Source organism: Micromonospora sp. NPDC048040, from assembly GCF_055587185.1.
The window spans coordinates 19,872-41,013 of sequence record NZ_JBVJGT010000061.1; the positions used below are offsets into that span (position 1 = coordinate 19,872).

At 66.1% G+C, this 21,142-nt stretch carries 8 protein-coding genes; all 8 read left to right on the plus strand.

Features of this window, described 5'->3' with window-relative positions; genetic code table 11:
• Positions 1 to 149: 149 nt before the first annotated feature.
• Positions 150 to 1,256 carry a serine/threonine protein kinase gene (locus ACZ6O2_RS31645; protein WP_466025484.1) on the plus strand — a complete coding sequence of 369 codons (1,107 nt, stop codon included), beginning with the start codon at positions 150 to 152 and terminating at the stop codon, positions 1,254 to 1,256.
• 23 nt (positions 1,257 to 1,279) lie between these two features.
• Positions 1,280 to 4,327, plus strand: coding sequence for a helicase-related protein (locus ACZ6O2_RS31650; RefSeq protein ID WP_466025485.1), 3,048 nt, complete (start codon positions 1,280 to 1,282; stop codon positions 4,325 to 4,327).
• A gap of 5 nt (positions 4,328 to 4,332) precedes the next feature.
• A complete protein-coding gene (locus tag ACZ6O2_RS31655) occupies positions 4,333 to 9,348 on the plus strand; it encodes an Eco57I restriction-modification methylase domain-containing protein (protein WP_466025486.1) in 5,016 nt (1,671 codons plus the stop codon).
• Complete coding sequence (locus ACZ6O2_RS31660; protein WP_466025487.1) at positions 9,345 to 15,911, plus strand: DEAD/DEAH box helicase; 6,567 nt, start codon at positions 9,345 to 9,347, stop codon at positions 15,909 to 15,911. Before ACZ6O2_RS31655 ends, ACZ6O2_RS31660 begins: the two co-directional genes overlap by 4 nt.
• Positions 15,904 to 18,081, plus strand: coding sequence for a UvrD-helicase domain-containing protein (locus ACZ6O2_RS31665; RefSeq protein ID WP_466025488.1), 2,178 nt, complete (start codon positions 15,904 to 15,906; stop codon positions 18,079 to 18,081). Before ACZ6O2_RS31660 ends, ACZ6O2_RS31665 begins: the two co-directional genes overlap by 8 nt.
• A 257-nt stretch (positions 18,082 to 18,338) precedes the next feature.
• Positions 18,339 to 19,136 (plus strand): IS5 family transposase, encoded by a 798-nt coding sequence (locus ACZ6O2_RS31670; RefSeq protein WP_466025491.1) that lies wholly within the window; start codon positions 18,339 to 18,341, stop codon positions 19,134 to 19,136.
• A gap of 66 nt (positions 19,137 to 19,202) precedes the next feature.
• On the plus strand, positions 19,203 to 20,336 hold the full coding sequence (locus ACZ6O2_RS31675) for an IS701 family transposase (protein ID WP_466025492.1): 1,134 nt from the start codon (positions 19,203 to 19,205) through the stop codon (positions 20,334 to 20,336).
• A gap of 287 nt (positions 20,337 to 20,623) precedes the next feature.
• A partial coding sequence (locus ACZ6O2_RS31680; RefSeq protein WP_466025493.1) for a transposase occupies positions 20,624 to 21,142 on the plus strand: 519 nt, incomplete at its 3' end.

The following is a 21,142-nucleotide window of genomic DNA, read 5'->3' on the forward strand; positions in this document are numbered from 1 at the left end:
CTGAGGGGCCACCTCCTGACCTGACCCGCTGTATACCTTGACCCGCCCACTGGCAAGCGCGCCGGGCACCGGGTCAACACGGTCTGCAGTGCGTTCTAGGATGGCCGTCGATGCTGCAAGTGTGCACGCGGGGAGCTAGAGGGGCGCGGATGGTGCCATGGCGGTCCAAGGAGGATGGTGATCCGGATGCATGCGGCGGCTTCCGGCTAACTCACCGGATCGGTTCCGGAGGCTTCGGCACAGTCTTTCTCGGTTTCCGATCGGACGTACGGTCGCCCGCCGCGGTCAAGATCTTCACATCACCGAAGGTAGCGGCCCCTGCTTGGCGAGATCGCTTCCGTCGCGAAATCAAGCTAATCACGCAGATGGCCGGTGTGCACACGGCTGAACTGCTGGATTCCGGAGGTGACGACGACCCACCCTGGTTGGCCACCCGCTACATTCATGCACCACCCTTGGACCGATTGGTGCGCGAGTACGGGGTCTTCGAGGAACTTCCAGGCTGGTGGCTCGCGGCAAGCCTGGGCGAGGCGCTCGCCGAGATTCATGCCAAGGGCATCCTTCACCGCGACCTCAAGCCGCAAAACATTCTCGTCGAGCGGACCGGCATTAAGATCATCGACTTCGGAATATCCAGGTTCTCCGTCGGGTCCGATGTCACTGAGACCACGGAGCGGTTCGGCACGCATCCGTACTGCGCCAACGAGCACCTACTCGACGTGCGCAACGCCACCGAAAAGTCGGACGTCTTCGCGCTCGGGGCGACGCTGGTCTGGGCGACCACTGGGCATACTCCGTTTGAGGGAATGGCGCCGCACGACCGGCTTGCCGGGATGCCGCCTGATCTCGACCGTGTGCCGGACGCACTGGTCGATCTCGTGGAGTCGTGTCTGGCACTCAAACCGGAGACCCGGCCGACCGCTTTGCAGGTCTTCCAGAAAGCACTGATCCATCTGGCTGATCACGCAGTGCCCCTGGCAAGTGGTAGTGGGCTGCCGCTGCCGGCCGAGGTGAGGGATTTCGTGGATGTCTGGGCGGCAACGCCGATTCCGGTGCTCGAGCTTGCTGTCGCGGGAACGAACTCGGACACCTCGTCGGGCGCCACCACCACCGGCACCTTCTCCGAGGACCAACCCCAAGCCGATCATGCCTGTACACCCGATGGGCGGCGTCCCGGTCAGGACGTATTTAGTACGGAATGGCGGAGGCGATGGCGCCGCGCTGCGGAACGGCGACGTGATGGCTTCGGCAAGTAAGGTGTCCGGGTCACCGGCGGCGGATGGGGTTCATGTACGGATCGGAAGTACCAGAGGGGCAGCGTCATGCCGACGACCAGTTCGCCGCCGGCATGACGGTGCTGGCACGGGGCGAGGAGTGGCTCGTCACTGAGGTCGGCCATACCGAGCACGACGGGGTTCGGCTGGTGGTCACCGGCACATCACCCCTGGTCAGGGACCAGACCGCGATCTTCTTCCACTGCCCAGGTCGCCTGGACACCGTCGAGCCGCTCCGGGCTGAGAACACCCGCTTGGTCCCCGACAGCTCCCCCGGTTTTCGCCGTTCCCGACTGTTCATCGAGGCATTGCTACGCAAGACCCCGGTGCCGCAGGGCGAGCTTCGGCTGGCGACCGCCGGCACGCACCTGGCCGACGACTTGCTCTACCAGCGGGAGCCGGCGCGACGGGCGCTGGCGAACCTACGGCCCAGACTGCTGATCGCCGACGCGGTCGGCTTGGGCAAGACGTTGGAGATCGGGCTACTGCTGTCCGAGTTGATCCGCCGAGGTCGGGGCGATCGAATCCTGGTGGTGACCCCGCGGCACATCCTGGAGCAGTTCCAGCACGAGCTGTGGACCCGATTCGCGATCGGCCTGGTCCGGTTAGACTCGGCCGGAATTGCCCGCATGCAGCGGCATCTGCCGGGCGGCCGCAACCCATTCGACTACTACCCGCGGGTCATCGCCTCGATCGACACGCTGAAGAACCGCCAGTACCGCGAGCAGCTCGGGCGAGTCACCTGGGACGCGGTCGTCATGGACGAGTCCCACAAGCTGATCAGCAAGACGGCGTTGAACAACAAGCTCGCCCGGGTCCTGGCGCCGACCACCCACGCCTTCATCCTCGCCTCGGCCACCCCGCACAACGGCGACGACGAGTCATTCAATGAGTTGATCAGCCTGATCGACCCGACCGCGATCGTCGATCCCAAGCAGCGCGCCACCCCTGCCCAGTTGGCCGACATCTACGTACGGCGGCACAAGATGAGCCCGAACGTGGCCGCCCAGCTGGGAACTGAGTGGGCGGAGCGCGCCAAGCCACTGTTCGTGGACTGCCCAGCCACGGATCCCGAGGAGGAGGTCCTAGAGGAGCTGTATTCGACGTGGATTACGCCGCCGCCGGGAAGGCCGGCACCGGTCACCGGGAAGGGAAGCCGGCTGTTCCCCGTCCACCTGTTGAAGGCGTTCCTGTCCTCCCGCGTCGCGCTACAGCAAAGCATCACCAACCGGCTCAAGAGCGTCGGCAACAATCCCGACCGAAGTCGCGAGGCGGAGGCGCTGCACCGTCTGGCCAAGCTGGCCAACCGGGTGACCGACGACGACTCCGCGAAGCTCACCGCGTTGGTCAAGGTACTCAAAGACGAGATCAAGGTCGGGCCGAGATCGTCCGCCCGGGTGGTGGTGTTCTCCGAGCGGCGGGCCACGATCGACTGGCTGTACCGGCAGCTACCGGCCCGGCTCGGCTTCGGCGACCCGCCCCCGGACTCGGGCGGAGAGCAGGGCGTGACCGGGCCGGTGCGGATCCTGCATGGCAGCCAGTCCGACGATGCCGTCCAGCGCACCGTCAAGGATTTCGCTCTGGCCGACACCGACGTGCGGGTGCTGCTGACCAGCGATATCGCCGCCGAGGGTGTCAACCTGCACCGCCAGTGCCACGACCTCATCCACTTCGACGTCCCGTGGTCCCTGATTACCATCGAGCAGCGCAACGGCCGCATCGACCGGTACGGGCAGAAGATCTCCCCGCAGATCCGGGTGCTGCTGCACCGCTCGGCCAACCCGGACCACGAGGCCGACGAACGGGTCGCCCGCGTCCTGACCACCAAGGAGGACGCCGCGCACCGGACCCTCGGCGAATCCGCCGCCCTGATGGGCCTGCGCGACGAGGAAGCCGAGACGATCAACATCGAGCAGGCGTTCCTCGACCGCCGCGACATCGCCGAGCTGATCCCCGACGAGCCAGCCGACGATACCGACATCTTCATGGCCGGGGCCTGGGCGGACGACGGCGACGACGCTGCCGAACCCGGCCAGCAGGGAGCCATCGTCCCCGCCGTTGATGATCTGCTACAGCAGCCACGGCTGTTCGGCTCGACTCGCGAGTTCATCGAAGACGCCCTCGCCGAGGCGTATCCGAACCCGGCCGACAGCATCGGGCTGGCCTGGCTGGACCCCGCCGATTACCCGGGGACCCTCACGTTCGAGCTAAATCGCGAAGGCGCGCGGCTCGCCGACCTGCAGCGTCGCCTGAAGGTGCTGCCGCAGTCCTACCTAGATCAGCGGCGCATTCTCGAACGCGTCACCGTAACCTTTTCACCGGACCTTGCCCGGCAACGCCTAGAGCTGGCCCGCAAACATAATGCCGACAAGCCGAAGCGGCGGGGACAGGGCACCAAAGAGCAGCAGTATGCCGAGTCGGGCTGGCCGGACATCTCACTGCTGACCGACCAGCATCCTGTCACCGAATGGCTGGTGGACAAGGTGCTGGCGCGTGCCTCCGCAGGCACCGCCCATGCCAAGAGGCTCACGGCGCCGGTCATTGCCGCGGCTGTCTCCAATCCGGTGTTTTTGGTCAACGGGCGGTACTCCAACCGGCAGGGCAAGCCGACCGTCCTGGCCTGGCTGGCGCTGCATCACCGCGACGGTGGCCTAGACGTCGACGACCGCGAGTTCGTCCAGGTCCTACACGACGCGCAGGTCAACCGGGAGATGCGAATGAGCGGCGTTGGCGACATCAGCTCGCTGGAGGCGCTTGTCCCATGGGTTGTCGAGGAGGCCCACGCGGAAATGGCCCGACGCCTCGACGCCGAGGAGGGCAAGCTCATGGAGCCGCTCATCGCGTACGAACAGCGCCTGGAGCTGTGGAAGGCAGCCACCGGAGCCCGGTACGAACAGCTGACCTTGACCGGCATTCGGGAAAGCGCCGAGCGGCGGATCACCAACACCGCAGTGGCGATCCAGAAACTGCTCGCTGAGCTCACCACCGACGGCAAACCGACGATCCGCATCGTCGGAGTGTTGGTTCCCCAGCAGCCGGCGCGGGAGGTCTGAGAGGCATGGCCTGGACGTCAATCACCAACTATGGCGAGTACATCTCCGAACACTACCTCACCTCGCTACTCAAGGGCGACCTTGAGGACCTGCGCAGACGATGGAAGAGGGCCGAAGAGCCACGACCCAGCTCCGCAGCCGGCGTCAAGGCGCTCGGCCAGCGGTTCTTCAGCGAGCGCACCCGCATCACCGAACGGCTCCTGACCACCAACTCGGTCGACGATCCCGCCGTCCGCACCGCCGGCCCCCTCGCCGGTCCGGCCGCCGCCCGTGCCGCGCTGACCGACCCACGCGTTGTCGAACAGGTCCGTGCCCTCAACGATATAGTTCTGTTCGCGCTCGCGTACCACGGCCCGGGCAACGACCAGACCGGACCCGCCTGGTTGCGCCGGACGACTCTAGAGGTGGTACACCTCGACCAACACCGGAAGGTGCCCGTCGCCCTGGCCGTTCCCGCCGCCGAGACGGCCGGCGGGCTGGATCTGGTGGCGCTGGATGCGACTTGGGCCGACACATGTGAGGGCGTGGTCGACACCGACGGCGGCACTCTTCTGCTCGACCCGATCGTTCTTGATCGGGACGAGAAGATCACGCACGCCGGCAAGGCCATCGAGTTCCTGTTTGCGTCCGACGACCCGCCCCGGTATGTCCTGCTGCTCGCCGGCAACGTGGTGCTGCTGGCCGACAGCGCTGCGTGGCCCCGGCAGTATCTGGCGGTCGACCTCACCCAGGCCCTGCACACCAAGGACGACACACCCGGCGGTGAGCTGGAGACCATCGCCGCACTGTTTGGCGCCGAGTCGCTTCTGCCCCACGACGGCCAGAGCGCCCTGGCCGGCCTGGTCGACACCGGCCGCAAGCACGCCGTTAGCGTCTCCAAGGAGCTACGGGAAGCGCTGCGCCAGTCCGTCGAGTTAATCGCCCAGGAGATCCTCGACCGAATCAACGAGCAGGCGGCAGACCCCGACGACCTGGGAGACAACCTCGCCCGCCGGCTTACCGAACAGTCTCTGCGTTACCTCTACCGCATCCTGTTCCTGCTCTACGCCGAGGCCCGTCCCGAGCTGGGCATCCTGCCCAGCCGAGATGAGGCGTACCAGTCCGGGTACGGCCTCGGGCGGCTGGCCGAGACCGTCAGTTACGAACTGCCGGAGGAGGCCGAAGGCGGGCACTACTTCCAGGAGTGTCTGGACCTGCTGTTCCGGCTGGTCGACCAAGGTCACCGGGCCCGCACGCCCGACGAGGAGGAGGTGGTTGACGACGACGGTGTCCCCGTCGCCGTGGACCGCGCCGGCATCCGGTTTGAGGCGCTCAAGTCGGACCTGTTCGATCCAACACGCACGGATCTGATCGGCGAACGGGTCCGGGTCGGTCCCCGCACTGTCGACACGCGGCTGCGGAACAGATGCCTGTGGCGTGTGCTGAACCTGCTTACTCTGACCCCGGAGCCCGGCCGCCGCACCGGCCGAGGCCGCGGCAGGCGTCGCGGCCGAGGTGGGCAGCGGGGGTTCATCTCGTACGCCCAGCTCGGCATCAACCAGCTCGGCGCAGTGTACGAGGGCCTCATGTCCTACACCGGGTTCTTTGCCCCAGAGGACGTGTACGAGGTCGCCAAGACGGTCAAGGCCAGCGGCACCAGTCTCGACGGAGAGACCAAGGAGTACGCCGATCCGTCCAAGGGCACCTGGATCGTGCCGGTCACCAGAGCAAGCGACTACGACGAAAAGCACTTCGTGCTCCGGCCACATCCGGTCACCGGGGAACTGGAGCCGGTCAAGCACGTCAAGAATTCGTTCGTCTATCGCCTGTCGGGCCGCGAGCGGCAACGCTCGGCGTCCTACTACACCCCCGAGATCCTCACCCAGTGCACGGTCCGGCACGCTCTCGCTGAGCTGCTAACCGACGACATGACCGCCCGCGACATCCTTGAGCTGACCGTCTGTGAGCCGGCGCTGGGCTCAGGCGCATTCCTCAACGAGGCCATCAACCAGCTCGCCGACGCATACCTTGACCGCGCTCAGCGTGAACGCGGCCAGAAGTTGCTGCCCGACCAAATGGAGCTTGAACGGCAGAAGGTCAAGGCGTACCTGGCCTTGCACAACTGCTACGGCGTGGACCTCAACCCCACGGCGGTCGAGCTGGCCGAGGTGTCCGTCTGGCTCAATGTCATGCACGAAGGACTTCAGGCACCCTGGTTCGGTCTTCACCTGCGCCCCGGCAACTCCCTGATCGGCGCCCGTCGCGCCCTCTACTCCGCCGACCTGCTCAAGCGTGGTGCCTGGCGCAACACACCACCGGCCGACCGGCCGATGACGTGCGACGTCGATGGTCAGCTCGTCAACCAGATCGCCGACGACGAGATCCACCACTTCCTCCTGCCCGCGCAGGGATGGGGCGCCGTCGTAGACGCGCCGCAGGCCAAAGAGCTCGCCCCAGACGAGCGAGCCGCGCTAATGAAGTGGCGCCAGCAGATTCGTGCCGTTCCCTCCGACAAGAAGACCCGGGACCGATTGCTCGCCCTCGCCCGGCGGGCGGAGCGGCTCTGGGAGCTGACCCGCAAGCGGATCGCCATTTCCGAACAGGAGATTCGTCGGCGCATTGGCGTCTGGGGAGTTGACCCGGACCGGCCGCTGCCTCAACCGGCCTCTGGGGTCGTCACTCGAGACGAGATCGCCAAGGCGCTGTACGACGATCAAGAGTCCCCATACAGCCGGCTGAAAACAGTCATGGACGCCTGGTGCGCGCTGTGGTTCTGGCCGGTCGGCCAGGGCATCGACATCGAGCCGCCGACCTTCGACGAGTGGCTGGACTTCTGCGAGGCTGTCCTCGGGGTGCCGCCGCCCGAAGCGAAGCCTGTGAAATTCAAGGGAGTAAAGGGGCGAACCTTTACTACTGGACATGACGACTTGCACGGGATGTTTGGCTCGGGCAACGAGTTCGCCCAGCTCGCGGTAGAAGACTCTATGGACCGCGCCGTAGCGCGATGCGTGCCGATCCGCCGTGTCGCCGCTGACGGTCGATTCCAATGGTGGTCAGTGCTGGATGAAATCGCTAAGCAGGAGCGGTTCTTCCATTGGGAGCTGGAGTTTGCCCAAGTTTTTGCTAAGGGCGGTTTCGACCTCCAGGTCGGAAACCCGCCCTGGGTACGGCCGGTCTGGGACGATCCAATCGCATTGGCCGAACACGAGCCGTGGTTCGCATTGCAGGAAAAGATTCCGGAGGCGAAGTACAAGAGCCGGCGCGCCGAAGTACTTGCTGACAGGAATTCCCTAAAGGGTTATTTTGCCGACTTGAGCTCGTCGGCGGGGATGAACGAGCACCTCGGATCGCCAGTCGAGCACCGAATGCTCTCCGGCATTCAAACAAACCTCTATCTCAACTTCATGGAACGCGTATGGCGGGGGGCCTCCACCCGAGGAGTTTCAGGGCTGATTCATGAGGAACAGCATTTCGTTGACGCCGCCGGCGGCGCGTTCCGCACGCAAACTTACCCGCGACTACGCCGGCACTTCCAATTCGGCAACAACATCCTGTTGTTCGAAGACGTCGACAACAACAAGAACTTTGGAATCAATGTCTACGGTGTGCCGCGCCCGGTCCGGTTCATGCAGATGGCCAGATTGGTTCATCCGTCAGTCATCGATCAATCCATCGCCCACGATGGCCTCGGGGAGGCCCCCGGAATCCAGTATCCGTCTGGCGGTTGGGACCTGCGACCCCACGCCTCTCGGGTCGTCAACGTAACTGAGGCAGTGCTCGCGGACTGGGCTGTTTTCGCCGACCCCGAGGGGACTCCGCCCATTGAGGCACGGGGACTGCGGCCGGTCACCGCGGCAGACAACGACTCGATCCGCACACTCGGAGCTTCCGGGAAGAGGCTCGGTCACTGGCCATTTCAGTGGTCACCCGGCTTGCATGAGAAAGGCGCAAAGAAGAGTGGTTTAATCAACGACTCCTCCGCCGTTCCGGGGTCATGGAATGAAGCCATTATTCAGGGCCCGCATTTCACGGTCGCGACGCCGTTTGCTAAAGAGCCGAACGAAAATTGTCGGAGCAACAAGGACTACACGGACTGGGACTTGGTAGGCCTTCCCAGCATGGTACTGCCGCGAACGAACTACACTCGCGCCTGCACACGCGAACGGTTCATTTCTGCCCAAAGGACATGGCAGGACCGACCAGCAAACGACTACTGGAGGGTCGCATGGCGTCGCATGATTGTCGCCGGCACCGAACGGACCCACCACGCGGCTTTACTCGCCCCCGGGCCCACTCATGTTGATGCCGTACACACCTTAGCGATGGGCTCCAATCGGAAGACCGCTATCGTAGCCGGACTGTGGGCATCGCTGCCGCTGGACTTCATTTGCAAGGTATCCGGCGGATCAAAGGTAAATGTCGAGCTGGGGCGACAGTTTCCAGCCCCACTGGAACATCCACTGACTCGGCCACTTCTACTGCGGACCCTCCGCTTGAACTGCCTGACGCAGGATTATGCGCCGCTGTGGGAAGAACTGTACGACGAGGCGTGGCTGACCGACCGGTGGGCGGACCCGACGCTGGAGCGCAGACCTCTGGGCCAGGTCGAACCCGACTGGACAATGGCTATTCCGTTACGCACCGATTACGACCGGCGCCTGGCATTGGTGGAGACAGACGCCCTCGTTGCGATCATGCTTGGGCTGACGGCCGAGCAACTGTGCGCGATGTACCGCTCCCAGTTCGCCGTGCTGCGCAAGTATGAGTGGGAAATGTTCTTCGCCCCAGACGGTCACAAGATCGGCGCGGAGACCCACAATCGCGGCGTCCGGCAGACTGCCGAGGAAGCAGAGATCGTCAAGGCGTGGAAGAAGGCGCAGCTCAACCCGAGTGCACCTGAGCCGGTGATCCCCGACGGGTGGGTCAAGCCGGATCGGGAGAAGGAAATGACGCAGGCGTACGAGGAGTTTCGGCGGCGACTCGCGGACGGCGAGTACCCGGAACTGCCGGCTGAGACGCTGGCGACGAAGGGTATGTCATGATTCCGTCGCTCGCCGTCGAAGACCTCAAGGGCAGCCTGGTCCAGTATTTGACCACGGCGTTCGCCCTCGCTGACGACGACGTACACGACGTGCTGGAGGCGTTCCTCACCGACGAGCGCACCGGCGTCTTCCGTGGTCCTTACTTGAGGGTCCGGCCGGGTTTCAGGCCAGCTACCGGGCGGTATCAATCTCTGCTCGACTGGTGGCCGGAGGGGTTCGAACCGTTCCTCCACCAGGAGCGGGCGTGGGCGCGGCTGTCTTCGAAGGGACAGGAACCGAAGCCGACGATCGTCACGACGGGTACCGGTTCCGGCAAGACCGAGGCATTCCTGGTGCCAATCCTCGACCACTGCCGGCGTGCGCGGGCGGCCGGGCAGCACGGGGTCAAGGCGCTGTTGCTGTATCCGATGAACGCGCTGGCCGACGACCAGGCGCGCCGCATCGACGAGCTACTCCGAGAGGAGTTCATGGCCGAGGTGACGGCCGGCATCTACATCGGCGGTGACCACCGGCGCGAAGGGGACGACGAGAACCTCGGTTCGTACGCTCGGGACTTCGGTTCGTCGGCGCTAGCCGACGACAAGTCGATGATGCGGATCATGCGGGACCGCGACGAGATCCGGGACAATCCCCCGGACATTCTGCTGACCAACTACAAGATGCTGGATCTGTTGCTCCAGCGTCCGCCGGACATGCCGCTGTGGCAGGGCGGAGCGCTGCGGTATGTCGTACTGGATGAGTTCCACACCTACGACGGCGCGCAAGGCACCGACGTGGCGATGCTTTTACGCCGGCTCGGGGCGGCGACCAAGCTGAATGAGAGGGAGAGGCCGCTAGGGCCGATCACCCCTGTTGCCACGTCAGCGACGTTGGCCAGCGACGTGGCCGCCGACGCTGGCCTAGCGGAGCACTCGGCCGAGGCCGACCTGGACCGGCTGCTCAAGTTCGCCGCAGACGTGTTCGGCTGCCCGTTCGACCAAGACGCGCTCGTGGTCGAGGACCGACTCACCTCAGGTGAGTTTTGTCCAGACATTCAGTTTGAGCTGCCGTTCCCGACGCCGGAGGTGCTGGCCGCCATCGGTGACCCTCTCGGCAATCCCAACGCCCTCGATGAGGTAGCCCGCGCCACGGTGGGCATCGACGCGCGGGATCCGGTGGCGTTGGGCGAGCGGCTGCGCCAACACATCCTCGTCAAGGCTCTGCTAGAGTCGATGGGGCAGGTGCCGCTGACCGTGCCGCAAAGCGCCAAGCCGTTCGCGGTACACGGGGGCGGGCCCGCGTGGGCGCCGTCCCGGACAGATGTGCCAAAGCCGTCATTCGCCCCAGCGCTGATGCGGCTGCTGGCGCTGGTGTCGACGGCCAGGATCCGTGACGACCACGGCCGGCTGCGTCCGTTTCTCCGGGTCGAGGCGCAGCTGTGGGTGCGGGAGATCCGTCGGGTGATCCGAGCGGCGACGTATGAGCCGCACTTCCGCTGGTTCGACGACGACGGACCGACGGGTGACAGCGAAGCCAACCGGCTCAATCTGGCGGTGTACAAACCACGGGGACACGACGCCGCTGCCGAGGACCCGGATACCGACTCTTCGGCCGCGCCACCCGCTGCACTGCGCTGCCACCTCCCTGCGGTGTACTGCCGGCACTGCGGTCAGTCGGGATGGGCGGCGCTGTCGAAGGACGCGGCGTTGGACTGGCAAGAGCTAAAGACCCGGCCGTTGGAAATCTACCGGGCAGCAGGACGGCGGGACAGTCGGATCCGGTGGATGCTGCGTGCGCGTGACCATGATCCGCAGGTTCTGCATCTAGATGCCGAGGGGCGTTTACTTCTGCCTAATCCGACAGACCGCACCGTTCCCGTCATCACCGTGAACGGTGCGGTGCCCTCTGGCAACGACGACACCTGCCCGGCGTGCGGTCTTGACGACGGGATGCGATTCCTGGGCGCGGGCACCGCCACCCTCGCCTCGGTGGTGACCACCCAACTCTTCTCCGAGCGGCACCTCCGCGGCGTGGAACGCAAGCTGCTGGCGTTCACCGACGCGGTCCAGGATGCCACCCACAGGGCCGGTTTCATCGCTCACCGATCTTTTGGATTTACGTTCCGCGGACTCTTGTCAGCCAACCTCCGTGCCGACGCCCCTGTGGCCGTGCACGACCTGGCTTTGGACTCTGCGGAGTCGGCGGTGACCGGCAGCGTGACAACCTCCGACCAGGAGCGGCTCGCCTCGTTGGTGCCACCGGACCTGCGCGAGCATTCGGAGGTGTTACGGCTGCTGGACGGCGAGCCGGTGGACGCCGCGATCGAGATGCTCCAGGACCGGCTGGTGTTCGCCACCCAGTTGGAGTTCGGGCTGCGCTCGCGAATGGGCCGGACGCTGGAGCTGACCCGCACCGCAGCCGTCGAGATACACATGCCGGACCCCGAGCGGCTGACGGCTCTGCTGACCGACGCCCACCGGCGCGCGCCAGGCCAGGTGACGCTGCCAACGGATCTACAGAGCTACCTGCGCTACGCGCGGGGGCTGTTGGAGCGTATGCGGCTTCGCGGGGCGATTTACCATCCGTGGCTCGACACCTACATACGGCAGTCCGGAACCCGGCGCTGGCCGATCTGGGGAGGCCGGCCCTCCGGAATGCCGGCATTTCCTCAGGGGCTGGCCGCGCCCATATTCGTCAGCGATGGCGGACACGGCGACAGCGAGTTCGACAGCCTAGTAAGGGGGCGGACCGCAACCTGGCTGACCGACTGGGCCTACCGCACCGTGGCGGGCTCGCTGGAAGAGGCAGCCCACCTGAACAGGGCCGCGTTTCGGGTCTTCGCCTCCGAAGGACTGGTTCGCTCCTACCCCACCAACAGCGGTGGGCACGTATACGCGCTGGCGCCGAGCCGCCTCCTGGTGTACTCCCTCGTGCACGGCGAAGCGAAGATTGACGTCGCCGACCATGGGGTTCGCTGTTCGGAGTGCACGTGGCGGCAAACGGTGCCGCCCGGCATGGTTGCGGCGTGGGAGGGAATGGCGTGCCTGCGCTTCCGCTGCCCCGGACAGTTCGTCCCCGATCTGCGGCCACGAGCTGCTGACGACTTCTACCGTCGGCTGTACGCGCAGGACCGTCCCGGCGACGTGGTCACCGCCGAACACACCGGTGCACTGTCCAAGGCTCGGCGGCAGCGCGTCGAACGCGCCTTCAAGCAGCGTCGGCACCCGTTCGACCCCAATGTCCTGACCTGCACTCCAACTCTGGAGTTGGGCATTGACATCGGTGACCTGTCGGCGGTACTGCTGACCTCGGTGCCACCGGGTCCAGCTCAGTACGCGCAGCGCATCGGCCGGGCCGGGCGAACCACCGGCAACGCGATGGCGGTGACGTTTGTGCCGCGGCGGGCAGCCCGTAACCACTACTACCTGCACCGGCCCACTGCGATGCTGGCCGGCCGCATCGTGCCGCCAGCCTGCTACCTCGACGCGGTCGAGATTCTGCGTCGGCACTACCTCGCCTGGCTGTTCGACCGGGCGGCAGACGGGTCGCTGTGGGAACGCACCGCCGCGCCGACCCGGCCGATGCCGCGTTGGATCGGCGAGCTGTTCCAAGCCGGCCTGGAGGATGCTGGGGGCTGGCTGCGGCGGCTGCTGGAGGTGGCCGCGGTACGAAGGGAGCGGCTAGCAGCGGACTTCCTGGCGTTGTTTCCGAGCATCGGCGAACCGGCGCGTAAGTCGGTGGTGGCGTTTGCGAAGGGCGAGATCGAGGTTGAGGTGGGCAAGGCGGTCGCGGCGTGGCGACGTCGCCGCGAGGAGCTGCAGCAACGGCTTGCCGCCATCAATGCCGCCTTTGACGCGATCCCGATGGACACGACCGATCCGGCGCGCCGCGAAGACCGCCGAGCGTTGTTCGCTGAGCTGCGGGCCGTCCGCCGCCGGCTGGATGTGCTGGTGCAAGAGAACTCGATCAACGCGCTGGTGCGGCTCGGCTTGCTGCCCAACTACACGCTGCACGACGACCCGACCTGGCTGGATGCTTCTCTGTGGTGGAAAGCCGCGGACGGGGATTACCAGGAGCAGCTGTTCGAGTATGGACGTGGCGCAGGGCTTGCCCTGACCGATTTCGCCCCGGGTAACACCTTTCACGCCAACGGGTCGAAGTTTGTCATTGACGGTCTGGACGTTGGCGCCCCACAGCGCCCGGCACATACGCTCTGGCGCTTCTGCCGCGCCTGTGGGTACGTGCTCACCGAGGGCACTGACGTGGTGCTGATCGAATGCCCGCGCTGCCGGGACAAGGGCATCGCCGACGCGGCCGCCTCCGCTCGGCGGGTGCTGGTCCCCGAACGCGCCCGCGCCCGCGAACGCCGCGAGGACGCGCGGGTCACCGACGACCACGAGGAACGCGAACGCCGCCGGTACGAGCTGGTGACCCTGGTCGACATCGACCCCCGCCAGCCGCAGGGGCTGCGCGCGTGGCGTAACGCCGACCGGTTCTTCGGGGTCGAATTTGCCCGGGAAGCGACTATCCGCGACATCAACTTCGGCCCTGACGGTGTGCCCGGCGCGCAGTTCGATGTCGCGGGCGACAAGGTCTCCGCCCCAGGGTTCGCGGTCTGCGAGCACTGCGGAGCGGTGCAGGGCGTCCATCCAGCGGCGTACGACCGGGAAGCCCGCCGGATCGGCACGCGGCACGCACGTTGGTGCCCGCAGCGGGATGCTGGGGTCCTAAAGGAACGCACCGTTAACCTGGTCACCGGGCACGAGCTACGTACCCAAGCGCTGCGGCTGCTGCTGCCGTTCTCCACCACACTCGTGCCGACGAGGTCGGTGTCGTTCCAGGCGGCGCTGATGCTCGGCATCACCAAGCATTTCGGCGGCGAGCCCGACCATTTGGCGGCGGTCATGGCCACCATGCCCGGTGACGACCGAGACACCCCACGACGATTCCTGGTCCTGCACGACACCATGCCCGGCGGCACCGGCTACCTCGAGCACCTGGCCGACCACAACACGATGCAGCGTGTGCTGCGGCTGGCCCTTGACCACATCCAGGCGTGTGAGTGCGGTCGCGAGGACCGCCAACCCTGCCACCGCTGCCTGCTGCCCTTCGTCCCTTCCTCCGAACACGAACTGGTCTCCAAGGACACCGCAACGGAGCTGCTGACCGAGATCCTGGAGGGTTGGCAGCCCGAGACGGTGAAGACGCTGGCGGACATCAGGATCGACGCGCTGGCCGACAGCGAGCTAGAACGGCTCTTCGTCGAGACACTCAGGGCCAAGGCAGGCAAAGCCCAGGACGACCCAGCGGCCCGTGACCGGTTCTCGCTGGTTTCCCGCGCCGGCTCGCGGGGTGTGGAGTTCGAGCTGAAACTCAAGCCCGCCGACGGGCCAGCTGTGCGGTGGCGCATGCGCGACCACGTCGTCCAGGGCGCTGCCGTGCGCAGCGAGCCGGACTATCTCCTCGAATCCGACGACGGTACAAAGGTGGCTATCTTCCTCGACGGCTACGCCTTCCACGCCAGCCCGGACAACAACGAGATCGCCGACGACGCGGCCAAGCGGGGCGCGCTGCGCGATGACGGCACCTGGGTATGGCAGCTGACCTGGGACGACGTCCGGGCCTGGGCCGCGTCTGTCGAGCAGAACATCAACGCCAATGCGCCGCAGGCGCCCCTGGTCAACGACCAGGCACTCGCCAAGGCACGCGACCACTACTTCAGGACCACGCTGAAAGCCAACCCCGCTGCGGGCTCCTTCGACATCGCACTTGCCAACCCGGTGGAAGCCCTGCTGGCGTTCCTGGAACGGCCAGATCCGCAGATGTGGTCGCGACGCGCCGTTTCGATGCTGGCCGGCCTGGCAAGCACCGGCCGTGTCGGACCGGCCGACCGACAGGCCGTAGGTCCGATCTTGCCGGCGCTGATCGTCGGTCAGTCTGCCATCCCGGGTGCACCTGCAAACCAAGCCGAGGCGGCCGGGCTGGTCGCCGCCACGACGGCGGGATGTCGCATCGTGGCATTTCGCGACAACCGTCGCGGAGCATTTGGCCGGATGGATCCGATGGCTTGGTCCGTGTTCGCCTATCTGGATGACCAGCCCGAAGCGGTCGCCGGCGGGGCTGACCATCGCGCCCGATGGGCACAATGGCTAATCGCGTCGAACCTGCTGCAGTTCCTGTCCGGCCCCGGCCGCTACTTCGAACAGACCGCGCACTCGCGCCTCGCGCTCATCGACATACACCGGATCCCCTTGTTCACGCCCACCCCGGCTACGGCCGAGCCCCCGACGCTGCCGCAACCCTGGCTCGACGCCATCGATCTAGCTTCGCCAGTCGTTAAGCGGCTACTCACCGCGCTGGCCGAGGCCGGCATGCCACTGCCGCAGATCGGCTACGAGCTCGGCGACGACGCATGGCCGGTGGAGCTTGCCTGGCCGGGCAAGCGGGTCTGCGTTGTCATCGACGACGACGCCGACCGCAACGACGCCTACGCCAACGCTGGATGGCACGTCCACCGCGCCGACGGCGTCGCTCACTTCGAACCCGCGGAGTTGATCAGAGAGCTGGAGGCCACCCGTGGCTAAGGTCAACGTCCTGTTCGCCGACACCTTCGACAAGGCGTACCAGGCGCTGGACGCCACCATTCAGCGGCGCGTGGTCGACTTCATGCTCAAGCTGCGCCGCGACCCCGATGCGCGCGGCCTCGATCTCAAGCAACCCCACGGCCCTCGCGACAAGCACGTGTGGACGGCACGGGTCAACGACAACTTCCGCGCTGTGCTGTGGCGCCCTGACTCCGACACGTTCTACCTGGCAAGCATCAAGCCTCACGATGATGCCTACACCTACGCCGCCCAGACCGTCTGGAACGTCAATAAGGTCACCGGCGGTGTGGAGTTCTACGACCACGGCGCGGTCGAGGAGATCCTCATCCGCGGCGGCGACATCGGTCGGCACGCCGCCGCCTCGGCCGGGCTGTTCGACCGTGTCTCCGACGCCGACTTCGATAGGCTCGGCGTACCGCCCACGCTGGTGCCGGTGCTGCGAGAGATCCGCACCATAGACGCCGTTCTCGGAATCGTTGATTACGCCCCCAAGCTGGCCAGCCAGGTCATTCTGGCGCTGGCCGATGGGGAGACCGCCGAACAGGTGTGGCAAGACATCGTTGCTCCGTCCACCGCTGACGAGAAAGTCAATCCTGAGGACGCGGCGGCTGCGGTGAACCGGCCCTCCACGAGGGAAGCGTTCGCCGTCGTCACTGACGACTCGGAGGAGCTAGAGCGCATGCTCCTCAAGCCCATGTCCGAATGGCGCGTTTTCCTGCACCCCCAACAACGGCGCCTGGCCTACCGGCCCAAGGCCAAGCGGTACAAGGGACCGGTACGGGTATCCGGCGGGCCCGGGACGGGCAAGACTGTCGTCGCGCTTCACCGAGTCAAGGCCCTCGCCGACGCGCTTCCCGCCAGCGGCCGGCCTCAGATCCTGCTCACCACCTACACCAATGCCCTCGCGGACCTGCTCGCGCGACTCCTCGACGATCTCGGCGGACCGAGCCTCATCGCCAAGGTAGACATCCTCAACATCGACAAGGTCGTGCGGGAAGTGTTGCGCCAGGACACCGAGGGGCAGTGGGCCAATATCGAAATCCTCGGCGATGCCGCTCTGGCCAGCCGCTGGAACGACGTCCTCACTGAGCTTGCCACCGACGACAGCTTCGACCGGCCCTTCCTTATCAGCGAATGGGAACAGGTCATCCTCGCGCAGAACATTCGCACTCGCGATGAGTACTTCGCCGCACGCCGGGCAGGCCGAGGCCGGCGCCTCAATCGCGCTGATAGGGCAGTTGTTTGGTCACTTATCCAAGAGTATGAACGGCGCCTTGACCGGGACAAGGCCCTAGGCTTCAAACAGGCTGCCGTCCGCGCGGCTGACGTCGCCAGCCGGTGGGATGACACGGCCCGCCCGTACCGCCACGTCGTCATCGATGAGGCGCAGGACCTGCACACCGCCCACTGGACCCTGCTACGCGCTCTAGCTCCCAGCGGTCCTGACGACCTCTTCATTGTCGGTGACACCTTCCAGCGCATCTACAACAACCGGGTTACCCTGAGCTCCCTAGGTATCGAGACGCGTGGGCGATCCCACCGGCTCACCCTCAACTACCGCACGACGCGCCAGATCCTCGCGTCTGCCATCCGCCTTATCGACCCTGACGGCTATGATGATCTTGACGGCGGCAGCGATACCCTACGCGGCTATCGATCCATCCTCCGCGGCGGCGAGCCCGAAATCACCGGCTACCCGACGCAGGCCGCGGAAATGGCTGAACTCGCCGAGCGGATCTGCCGCTGGAATAGCGGCGGAATTCCACTGGACGACATCGCCGTGATTGGCCGTACGAATTCGGTCGCTTCCACAGCCCTTGAAGCGCTCCGAGCCGCTGGCGTGCCGGCAGCACCGCTGAGTTCAGGGCAGACAGTCAACCCTGACACAGGTGTCCAGACGATGACCATGCATCGGGCCAAAGGGCTTGAGTTCCGCGCCGTCGCCATCGTGGGAGTTGGCGCTCGCCACGTGCCACTCGACGCCGCGGTGACGCCGGCAGAGGTCGACCACTTAGAGCATCAGCGCGACATTCAACGCGAGAGATCACTGCTTTTCGTCTCCGCTACTCGGGCCCGTGAGGCCCTGGCCGTCACCTGGTCCGGACGCCCCAGTCCGTTTTTACCTCGACCGAAATCAGTGAATGCCTAGTGGACGGCAACCAGCGGATGGGTAAGGCCGGCCAGTCCACGGTTCTCTGGCTGGCTGCTGAAGCACGGTCGATCAAGTCAGCACGGTCAAGTGTTGGAGGCGGCGCCGACCTTCGTTGGGACAGGCACGGCAAGAGGTGGCGCGCAGCTTGCAGCGGAAGCCATCGCCTTTATTTAGAGGGCATCTGATCCGCGTAGTGGCTGATTCACGTTCGGCCGTTGCGGGGATGGGGCTGGTTCGTTGATCGCCGCGTGGGCGTGCAGCGGCGTGGGTATCGGTCGGACTTGTCGGATGAGCGGTGGGCGTTGATCGAGCCGGTCCTGACCGCGTGGCGGGCGGCGCGGGTGGGTTTGGGGATCAGCCGGCCGGTGCATGACCTGCGGGAGATCGTCAACGCGATCCTGTACGTGTCCAGAACGGGGATCGCATGGGAGTACCTGCCGCACGACTTCCCGCCAGCGAAGACGGTCTACGACTACTACGCCAAGTGGGAAGCGGACGGAACCACGCAGCGGATTCACGATCTGCTGCGGGAGCGGGTCCGGGTCGCTCGAGGCCGCCGTGAGAGCCCGTCAGCGGTGGTTCTGGACTCGCAGAGCGTGAAGACCTCATGCAACGTCGGCGAGGGCAGCCAGGGCATCGACGCGGCGAAGAAGATCAAGGGACGCAAGCGGCACATCGCCACCGACACCCTCGGACTGCTCCTCGCTGTGATCGTCACCGCCGCGTCGGTGCAGGACTCCACCGCCGGTCGGCACTTGCTCACCAGCGTGTCCGCGGACCATCCGGGCGTGGTCAAGGCGTGGGTCGACGGTGGCTACAACACCGCCGTACGGGCGCACGGCGCCCAGCTGGGAATCGACGTCGAGGTGGTGCCCCGCCCTGCTCGGAAGGGCTTCCACGTCCAGCCCCGGCGGTGGGTCGTGGAACGGACCTTCGGTTGGCTGATGCAGCACAGACGACTCGTCCGTGACTACGAAACCCTCCCTCAACGCACCCGGGCGATGATCCATTGGGCGATGGCTAACAGATGCCCTCTTACAACTCCTAACTAATACTGCAACGGCGGGTCGTAGCTTCGGGTGGTAACCGGTCGTTGGCTGGTTGTGGTGGATGCGCAGTTGGTCGGGTCGTGGGATGCCGGGTTGGAGGAGTTGTTCTTCCGGTTCTCGCATCGGTTTGCTCGGGTGGAGCCGCGGCGGCGGGCGTGGGCGTATGTGCGGGGGTTGCTGGCGCCGTTGGAGCGGCGGAACGGCTGGACCCTTGCCGAGCAGGCTGGGCATGTCTCACCGGACGGGTTGCAGGGCATGTTGTGCAGCGCGGCGTGGGACCGGGACGCGGTGCGCGATGACGTGCGCGACTACGTGGTGGAAGCGATCGGTGATCCGGCCGGGGTGCTCGTCGCCGACGAGACCGGGTTCGTCAAGAAGGGCCGCGCCTCGGCGGGGGTCCAACGGCAGTATTCGGGCACGGCGGGCAAGACCGAGAACTGCCAGATCGGCACGTTCCTGTGCTACGCCACCGGTCGGGGTCGGGCGTTGATCGACAGGGAGTTGTACCTGCCCAAGTCGTGGACCGGTGATCGGGATCGGTGCCGAGCGGCGGCGGTCCCGGACGAGGTCGAGTTTGCCACCAAGCCGCAGCAGGCACAGGTCATGCTGGAGCGGGCGATCACCGCGCAGGTGCCGTTTTCCTGGTTCACCGCGGACGAGGCATACGGGCAGAACCCCGGCCTGCGGGGCTGGCTGGAGGAGCAGGACATCGCCTACGTGATGGCCACCCGATGCGACGACGAGGTGCCTAGCGGGTTGCACACCACCACCCGGGTCGACGAGCTGATCGCGAAGGTGCGTCCCGGCGCGTGGCAGCGGCTGTCGTGTGGTGACGGCGCGCACGGGCCACGCCGCTACGACTGGGCTCGGGTGCCGATCCGACGCACCTTCGCCCACGGCCGGCGGGGCTGGGTCCTGGCCCGACGCTCGATCAGCGACCCTAGCGACATCGCCTACTACGTGTGTTTCGGCCCACGCGGCACCCGACTGCGTGAACTGGTGCGGGTCGCCGGCAGCCGCTGGTCGGTGGAGGAATCGTTCCAGACCGCGAAGAACGAGGTCGGCCTGGACCAGTACCAGGTCCGCCGCTACGACGCCTGGTACGGCCATATCACCCTGGCCATGGCCGCTGCCGCGTTCCTCGTCGTCACCCGTGCCGTCGAAGCCGCAAAGGGGGCACCACCGGCAGCGAGGGCAGCCTGATCCCGCTGAGCAGCAACGAGATCCGCCGCCTGTTCGCCCACCTCGTCCTGACCATCCGCCATCGAGCCAGCCACATCCTGCACTGGTCCAACTTCCGCCGCCTACGCCAGGAACAAGCCCGAGCTGCCCACTACCGCAAACGACTCGAACCGCCATAAGTCACGACCCGCCGTTGCAGTACTAAGAGGGCGCGCGGAATGGTGGGGTTGATCGGCGGGTCGGAACGGATGCAGGCACAGAACTCGTGATCATGAAGTTGCTGACGCTTCGTGATCAAGGGAGGTTCTGTGCCTGCTGTTCCAGCATGGCTGATCGAGCCGCTGTGGGTCCAGTTCGCCGCGCTGCTGCCCGAGCGATCCGCGTACCAGCCGACGCATCCGTTGGGTTGTCACCGCAGGCGGGTCGATGACCGGATCGTGTTCGACAAGCTGGTCCAGGTGTTGCGGTTCGGCTGTTCCTACGAGGCGATCGCCGATGCCACCTGTTCGGCGACCACGATCCGCGCCCGCCGCGACGAGTGGATTCGACTTGGGGTGTTCGCCCAGCTCAAGCAGATCGCGGTGGCCGCCTACGACCGGCTCGTTGGTCTGATGTTGGACGACATCGCCGTGGACGGCTGCATCACCAAGGCCCCTGGCGGCGGTGACTGCGCAGGACGCTCTCCCGTGGACCGGGGCAAGCAGGGCATGAAACGCTCTGCCCTGGTTGACGGCTATGGCATTCCCCTCGGCCGGGTCCTGGCCGGCGCGAACCGACACGACTCACCACTGCTGGCCCCCACCCTCGACCACCTCGACGACCTCGGT

Coding starts and splice junctions, on each gene's coding strand:
- ACZ6O2_RS31645 (WP_466025484.1), top strand. CDS start 150: ATGGTGCCATGGCGGTCCAAGGAGGATGGTGATCCGGATGCATGCGGC.
- ACZ6O2_RS31660 (WP_466025487.1), top strand. CDS start 9,345: ATGATTCCGTCGCTCGCCGTCGAAGACCTCAAGGGCAGCCTGGTCCAG.
- ACZ6O2_RS31650 (WP_466025485.1), top strand. CDS start 1,280: ATGGGGTTCATGTACGGATCGGAAGTACCAGAGGGGCAGCGTCATGCC.
- ACZ6O2_RS31655 (WP_466025486.1), top strand. CDS start 4,333: ATGGCCTGGACGTCAATCACCAACTATGGCGAGTACATCTCCGAACAC.